This window comes from Endozoicomonas sp. SESOKO2 (assembly GCF_024606245.1).
Taxonomy (GTDB): Bacteria; Pseudomonadota; Gammaproteobacteria; order Pseudomonadales; family Endozoicomonadaceae; genus Endozoicomonas_A.
This window is the reverse complement of the sequence record NZ_JAHHPQ010000272.1, coordinates 1-7,953: the sequence shown is the minus strand read 5'-3', so window position 1 is coordinate 7,953 and position 7,953 is coordinate 1. Positions and strand designations below refer to the sequence as shown.

Sequence of the window (7,953 nt, the reverse complement as noted above, 5' to 3'; positions counted from 1 at the left end):
ACGATTATTACCGTAGCCTCCGGTCTGGGCTTTTTTACATTCGTATCGCTGGCAAGCCTCTACCGTTTTATCTACAGAGTTGAACCCTCAGGCACGGGTCAGATAATAATTGATCTGGATGCATCTCAGTTCTGATACCCATACATGATCTCCAGTGGACTTTCAGGTTGTCTTTTCAAAGGTCAGGATGGTGTATTAGAGCGAAAAGGATAAAAAAGTCCGGTGTAGGTTTCACTCTTCTAAACCCATTAGAGACAATCCGTACTTGCCTGAACAGACAGGTTGCAGCCAAACTATTGCGCTTTTGGACAATAAGCCAGCCCACCCCCGTCAGGCTGCAACGGAATTATATGACCCAACAACGCCCGGATACTACCGACTACCTCTCACTGTTCCTGAATGATGCCCCCCTGATGGATGTTCGGGCCCCCGTTGAATTCAGCAAGGGTTCATTTCCATTGGCGACCAATCTGCCTATTCTGGACGATCACCAACGCAAAGTGATTGGTACTGAATACAAGCAGTACGGGCAGGAAGCAGCTCTCTCTTTGGGTTATGAGCTGGCCACTGACAATGTTCGTACTCAAAGAGTGACTCTCTGGCAGCAATTTGCTCAACAACACCCAGATGGCTACCTATTCTGTTTTCGCGGCGGTCAGCGCTCTCATATCAGCCAATCCTGGCTGGCAGAGTCCGGATATCCCTACCCTCTGGTCGAGGGGGGCTACAAAGCCATGAGAAGATTCCTGATTGATGAACTGGAACAGTCTGTTGATGATATTCCCTTTATGATTCTCGCTGGCAAAACCGGTACCGGCAAAACTCGTCTGATTCATGACATTGAAGACAGTATTGACCTGGAAGGTCTGGCCAATCATCGAGGATCGAGCTTCGGTCGCCGTTACGGTGGCCAGCCCACCCAAATTGACTTTGAAAGCCGCCTTTCTATCGCCATGCTCAAGCACCGCCATTTTAAACCAGGCCGATCGGTACTTCTGGAAGACGAAAGCAAGCTGATCGGGCGTTGCGGTCTGTCCCGGGCATTCAGGGACAAGATGCAGCAATCCCCGATCATTCTGCTGGAAACGTTCATCAAAGATCGTGTAGAGATAGCTCTCCAGGAGTATGTCCGTGATAATCTGGCCGAATTCGAGACGGTTTATGGTAAAAAAGAGGGCTTCGCCCGGTTTAGCCAGGGCCTGGCTGACAGCCTTTACCGGATTCGTAAAAGATTGGGTGGAGCCCGCTATAAGGCGCTGGGAGAACTGCTATCCTCAGCTCTTTTGCAGCATGAAGTTCATGGCATCATTGATGGTTACCGGCCACTGATTGAGGAGTTATTGGTGGGCTACTACGACCCCATGTACGAATATCAACTGGAGCAAAAACAAGGAAGAATTCTTTTCAGGGGCAACCGGGAAGAGATCAGAAGCAGCTATCCCGAGCTGGTATTGAACTGAGAAGCAGTTCGACTCCGGTAAAAGAGGGCCATACCCCAAACCAGAATGGCAATGACGGCCCACTCCTGAGCGTTGGGTATGCGCCCCTCCAGCATAAAGACAAAAAGTACTCCAAATAAAACTTCCAGCGATGTACAGGGATAAAATCCTGAATCACTGTTATGCAACACCGCCTTGCGTCTGCATATCCGGGCCAAACCGGTGGCTAATACGCCTGCCAACAGCAGTCCTCCTCCGAAGTAAGCCCAGTCAATATTGGCAACACCTTTCGAAAAGAGGGTAAATTCGGGATGGTCCAGCCAGGTCAGTGGATAAATCATGGGGAGTGCCAACATAGAGCCTAATCCGGTTAACAGATAACGATCGGAAGGACCAATATCGGGATGTTCAATGGCCATTAACAGTTGTATGCGGGTACCTGCGAGCCAGCTGATGCTCGCCAACAGTAACCAGAACAAGCCATTGGCCATACTCTGCTCATGTGAGTCCGGAGAAACCTGATCAAACTTCTGGGACATCAACAGAAACAGCGCTCCAATCAACAGCAGTAAAGGAATAGTGAGCTGACTGCCAGCTTTTCCAGTCAAAAAGCATTTCTGAAAAATCATGGGTAAAGCGGCCATCAGAATACAGGCAAAGACTCCGCCGAGGCTTCGGATACTGATAATAAGAAAAAGGTAATAAAGAACATTAGTCAGCAGGGCCACCCAAACCCACTTCTGGATATCACCCAGCCGGGCTCTTTGAATCATCTCGCGACGAAAAAGAACGATCATAGAGATCCAGAGACCAAATGCTGTAAAGCGTCCTGCTACCAGTTCTATAGCCGTATATTCCGACATCCATTCAGGAAGAATGATCAAACTTCCCAGCAATGCCCCCGACACCAGTGAATAGACAACGCCTCTGGAAATCAACCCGGTACCACTCCAAACAGAAACTTAAGGTTCTCTGAGCATTGTCTACAACATCTTGATTTTCCAGCCTCCGGGAAGGGATTGCCCTCCTCAGCCGACCAGCGAGGCAGCAAAACGGATAAAATTGGCTGCACTTCCCGGAGTCGTCCCGATAAATCCCATTTCAAAAAAGACTGGCTGCAGGTAGTATCGTTACAACCGATTCAATCCAATACCAAGGGAAGTATTCGTGTCCACAGATTTCGATACTTTTATCAACCGAACTCATACCTCAAGCCTGAAGTGGGATCGCTACAAGGAAAGAGATATATTGCCTTTCTGGGTGGCGGATATGGACTTCAAATCCGCCCCCGAAATCATTGAAGCTATGCAACAACGTGTTGAACATGGTGTGTTTGGCTATACCCTGGCCGATGAGGGCCTGGAAGAACGCATTGTCGAGCGAATGCATAACCTCTACGACTGGCAGATTGAAAGAGACTGGATCGTCTGGCTGCCCGGGCTGGTAACGGCACTCAATATTTCGGTGAGGAGTGTTGCCGGCCCCGGAGAGACCGTTGCCGTGCCTCTACCGGTTTACTATCCCTTTTTAATGGCTCCCAAGCTGGGTGGGCGCGAAATGATCGGACTGGACTGGATTATCAGAGATAATCAGTGGCAGTTTGATCTGGAGGCATTTGAAAGCAAGATCACCGAAGACACCCGACTCTTGATGCTGTGTAACCCACAGAACCCCAATGGCCGCGTGCTCAGCCGGAAAGAACTGGAGACTATCGAGGCACTCTGCAAAAAGTACAACATTGTCGTATGCTCCGACGAAGTGCATTGCGACCTTATTCTTGATCGCAACGCCGAGCACATACCTTACGCCAGTCTGAGTGACTTCACCCGTGACACCTCCATCACCCTGATGTCTCCTTCCAAGACATTTAATGTGGCCGGCTTAGGCTGCGCCTTTGCCATAATACCGGATGGCACACTGCGTATGGAGTTCCAGAGAGTTCGCAAAGGAATTGTCCCTGATCCGGATAACATGCTGATGGGTTTCACGGCGGCCAGGGCCGCCTATGAGCACGGTGAACCCTGGCGCCAGAGTCTGCTGGACTATCTGCGGGGTAACCACGACCTGCTGATGTCTGAAATCAACGGTATTGAGGGGCTAACTATGCTGCCTCTTCAGTCTACCTACCTGGCCTGGATTAACGTCAGCGAATTAGGACTGGATGATCCTCACCGTTTCTTTGAAGAGGCCGGTGTCGGCTTCTCCCCCGGCGCTCAGTTTGGAGACCGTGACTACCTGAGAATGAACTTTGGCTGCAGCCGCTCCACTCTGGAAGAAGGCATCCGCAGGATCAAGGCAGCAGTAGCCAATCTGAAATCCTGACTGGCGTAATTAAATGTCGGGCTGTCAGTGAATAACTGACGGCCCTTTCAACACTTTTCGGAACACCCACTTGCTGATGATGGCCCGCCACTTTGATAACGGATGGCTCAGACAGCAAAGCCTTTATGAGTTAATCTGCTAACATTGACACATCTGTCAATCTTGATACTTCTGCCTTTAAGCTCTAAACCATATAGGATACTTTAATAGACTCTGATCAAACCGGACAGCATTCATCAAATGCTTTGGAGATTAGCTCGTGCTGAAGATGACGCCTACAGAAAACACTCCGCCACTTCCGATCCCGACAAGAACGCTGATTCTCGACTCAGGTACCCCGGAAGAAAAACGACAGGAACTGAATCAGTATTTCTGCGAAACCTACGATATTTACGACCGTCTTTTTGAAACACTCACCAATGATGAAGCTTTTTACCGCAAAGCCATTTCCCAGAGACACCCGCTGATTTTCTACTACGGCCATACGGCAGCATTTTTTATCAATAAGCTGATTGCTGCCCGCCTGATTAACGAACGGGTAGATACGGACATCGAAGCAATGGTGGCCATCGGCGTTGATGAAATGTCCTGGGATGATCTGGACGAAAATAACTACGACTGGCCTACGGTTCCAGCCATGAAAGAATACCGTCGAAAGGTCAGGGCACGGGTCATTGATTTTATTGAAAACATGCCTCTGGACGTACCCATCACCTGGGAAAGTCCGGCCTGGCTAATCATGATGGGCATTGAGCATGAGCGCATCCACCTCGAAACCTCATCGGTTCTGATTCGTCAGCTACCTCTGGCTTACGTCACGCCCCACCCGAACTGGCAACCCTGTAAAAGTTCAGGGGCCGCCCCGGAAAATCAGTTAATTGAACATACGGGTGGCCACCAGATTCTCGGAAAACCCTTTGATCATGCCCTTTATGGCTGGGACAACGAGTATGGTCACTATGAAGAAAGTATCCCTGCCTTCAAGGCCAGCCAGTACCTGGTCAGCAACCAGGAGTTTCTTGAGTTTGTTCAGGATGACGGATACAACACCGAAAAATACTGGACCGATGAGGGCTGGGCATGGGCTACCTTTGCCGAAGCCATACACCCTGAGTTCTGGGTTCCCGGTGATGAAAATTACCGATACCGGGCCATGTTGGAAGAAATAGACATGCCCTGGAACTGGCCTGTGGATGTCAACTGTCACGAAGCTCAGGCATTCTGCCGATGGAAATCAGAAATGACAGGCCTGCAAATACAACTGCCATCTGAAGCTGAATGGTATTGTTTGAGAGACACCATTGAAACAGACCAACCTTATTGGGAACAGGCTCCGGGCAACATCAACCTTGAATACTGGGCCTCCTCCTGCCCGGTTAACCAGTTCAGGACGGGGGATTTTTATGATGTCATTGGCAATGTCTGGCAATGGACAACGACACCCATTGATGCCTTTGAAGGCTTCAGGGTTCATCCCTACTATGATGACTTTTCAACCCCCACATTTGATGGCAGGCATAACCTGATTAAGGGTGGCTGCTGGATCTCGACAGGCAACTATGCAATTCGGGATTCGCGGTATGCCTTCAGACGGCATTTTTTCCAGCACGCCGGTTTTCGCTATGTTGAATCCACCGCTGAACATAATACCAGCCAGAACCCCTATGAAACCGATGCACTGGTGGCTCAGTACCTGGAATTCCATTATGGCGACAGCTACTTTGGCGTTGAAAACTTCCCCAGGGCCTGTGCCAGGGTCTGCCATGAATTGCTAAAAGACCATAATTGCACCCGGGCACTGGACCTTGGCTGCTCGGTAGGGCGAAGCAGTTTTGAGCTGGCCCGCTGGTTCAATCATGTAGACGGTATCGACTTCTCAGCTCGTTTTATCTCTGCGGCCGCGAAGCTTCAGCAGAACGGAAAAATTCGATACTTTGTACCTTCCGAGGGCGAACTGGGTGAATACCGTGAAGCCAAACTGACAGATTTTGCCGATGACATTGATGTCAGTCGTGTGCTGTTTACCCAGGGCGATGCCTGTAACCTCAAACCCAAGTACAACAACTATGACCTGATCTTTGCCGGGAATCTGATTGACCGACTGAATGATCCCCATAAATTCCTGTCTTCTGTACATGAGAGAATCCGCCCGGAGGGACTGCTGGTGCTGACCTCGCCTTACACCTGGCTGGAAGAATACACGTCAAAAGAGAAATGGCTGGGTGGAATACGCGAGAATGGTGAAGCCCTCACAACCTATGACGGGCTGAGAAGAGTTCTAAGCCAACACTTTGAGGAAATCAAACCACCCAGAGATATTCCTTTTGTCATCCGGGAAACCGCCAGAAAGCACCAGCATACGGTTGCTCAGGCCACGTTCTGGAAAAAAAAGACTCCCTGAGTCAAGCAGGAGCCTGAGAATGACTTCTTTATCAGGCTCCTGACCTTTCTATTCTTCGCAAATCCTGTTCAGGCACCGCTGACCATCTCCGGAGCAATAGTTCCCCTTGTCAGTCTAATACCTGTTATGAGCTTCAGTTTTCCATTATATTGCCCGATCAAGACAACGATTACGGGTTCAGTGTGAGCAAAAACAGTTTCCAGTTTGAACAAATTGGAGTGATTCACTCCTGCTATCGGCAAAAATTTGGAATTCCCCGCCAACCAGGCATTGTCACAGCGGCAGAGTCAGAGCTGGAACTGATACCCCCCTTCAACCAGGAGAATCTGGTGCGTGGTCTGGAAGGTTTCTCTCACCTCTGGGTTCATTTTATTTTTCACGAAACCATGAATGAAGGCTGGCGTCCTACTATTCGCCCTCCTCGTCTGGGCGGTAAACAACGCATGGGAGTTTTTGCCACCCGTTCGACCCACCGTCCCAATCCCATTGGCCTCTCCGTGGTAAAACTGAAGGGCATCCAGTCCGGAAACGGCAAGCTGGTACTAAGACTAACAGAAGCTGACCTGCTGGACGGCACACCCATCATTGATATCAAACCTTACTTGCCCTACGCCGATGCGCTACCAGAAGCTAAAGGTGGCTTTGCACCTTTACCGGCGGTTATGGCAGAAGTGGAATTTAGTGAAGTGGCCATGATCAAGTGCCAGATCTATGAACGACAGACCGGACGCTCTCTGGTGGAACTGATTAAACAAGTATTGGGCCAGGACCCACGCCCGGCGTACCTAAGAGAGACAACCGGACGCAGACATGGCTCTGCACTCTGGGACGTTAATGTAGTCTGGGAATCCAGGGGAGATCACTTTCTGGTCACCGACCTGGAACCTTACGGTCATCTTTAGGAGTTTAAGAATGATCATTCCCTATCAGGAATTGAACGCAGAGACACTGAACAATCTGATTGCTGATTTTGTCAGCCGGGAGGGAACTGACAACGGTTTTGACCAAGACCAGGAAAGCCGTATTCAGCAGGTAATCGGGTTATTGAAATCCGGTGAAGTCGCTATTGTTTTTGATCCTCAAACCGAGAGTGTGAATATTATTCCTGCCAAAGAAGCTCAGCACTATGAGACTATGATTAACCACTCTTAAAAGATCAGGCTTTTTTCATAAATCAGTTACCCCGCCCCACAGAGGCTGTCGCAAAACTCCAACAACTTGTTCCCATACTGGGACCCACAGGGCCTGAAAGCATGGGAACCGGAGGTTTTTCGACACACTCCATGGAGCGGAAGGCCTGAAACCCGTACCTTTTCATCGGTCATATGTGTCAAACGAAAACGGTCGTTTTCTTCAACGCCCTCAGTCCCCATATTCTCTGGGTTGTAGCGGAATTGGCAGTTCAAGCTAAAACAAAAAATTCACAACACTCAGTAATATCAGGGCTTTGCAAGCGATGTGGTTGCATGGACACCCATTTGTCAACCATCCCTCAACAATACTAATAACAGGACCGCTCGTATTATCAGCATCAGAAATAAGTTTGGATGAAGTGTAGGCTACCTGGGTTGTATTGGGAGAGACTGTAGCAGAAGCAGATGAAATAGCTGTTGGCATAGTGCTATTACATTCAACATCAACACCCGCCGAAGACCATGCGCTCAATGAAGCAAATCCTGCTCTATAACGTTTCCCATTGACAGCCCAACAGCGGCGTTTACCAGCATCATCAAACGATACCCAACCCCATGCCTGCTCTCTGTCTTTTAATCCAAATGCCCCATTCATCAT

At 49.4% G+C, this 7,953-nt stretch carries 7 protein-coding genes; 5 read left to right on the top strand and 2 right to left on the bottom strand.

All coding sequences use genetic code 11. The features are described from left to right. The first annotated feature begins 350 nt into the window (after positions 1-350). Complete coding sequence (gene mnmH, locus KDK17_RS06345; RefSeq protein ID WP_257254382.1) at positions 351-1,460, top strand: tRNA 2-selenouridine(34) synthase MnmH; 1,110 nt, start codon at positions 351-353, stop codon at positions 1,458-1,460. Here the strand turns inward: mnmH and KDK17_RS06340 are convergent. Beyond that, the gene (locus tag KDK17_RS06340) at positions 1,436-2,377 is read right to left on the bottom strand and encodes a hypothetical protein (protein WP_257274775.1); all 942 of its coding nucleotides are present in this window, start codon (positions 2,375-2,377) and stop codon (positions 1,436-1,438) included. The two genes, mnmH and KDK17_RS06340, sit on opposite strands and share 25 nt — an antisense overlap. A gap of 229 nt (positions 2,378-2,606) precedes the next feature. Between KDK17_RS06340 and KDK17_RS06335 the strand changes: the two genes are divergently transcribed. The 4 genes from KDK17_RS06335 to KDK17_RS06320 all read left to right on the top strand — a co-directional run bounded on the left by KDK17_RS06335 (position 2,607) and on the right by KDK17_RS06320 (position 7,314). After that, complete coding sequence (locus KDK17_RS06335; RefSeq protein ID WP_257254384.1) at positions 2,607-3,761, top strand: PatB family C-S lyase; 1,155 nt, start codon at positions 2,607-2,609, stop codon at positions 3,759-3,761. A 268-nt stretch (positions 3,762-4,029) separates the two neighbouring features. Further along, a complete protein-coding gene (ovoA, locus tag KDK17_RS06330) occupies positions 4,030-6,162 on the top strand; it encodes a 5-histidylcysteine sulfoxide synthase (RefSeq protein WP_257280589.1) in 2,133 nt (710 codons plus the stop codon). A gap of 182 nt (positions 6,163-6,344) precedes the next feature. Then, positions 6,345-7,064 carry a tRNA (N6-threonylcarbamoyladenosine(37)-N6)-methyltransferase TrmO gene (tsaA, locus tag KDK17_RS06325; RefSeq protein WP_257287625.1) on the top strand — a complete coding sequence of 240 codons (720 nt, stop codon included), beginning with the start codon at positions 6,345-6,347 and terminating at the stop codon, positions 7,062-7,064. 10 nt (positions 7,065-7,074) lie between these two features. Continuing rightward, positions 7,075-7,314, top strand: coding sequence for a YheU family protein (locus tag KDK17_RS06320; protein ID WP_257287624.1), 240 nt, complete (start codon positions 7,075-7,077; stop codon positions 7,312-7,314). A gap of 255 nt (positions 7,315-7,569) precedes the next feature. Here KDK17_RS06320 and KDK17_RS06315 read toward each other — a convergent pair. Continuing rightward, positions 7,570-7,953, bottom strand: a 384-nt coding sequence (locus KDK17_RS06315) for a hypothetical protein (RefSeq protein WP_257287623.1), incomplete at its 5' end; no start/stop codon positions are given.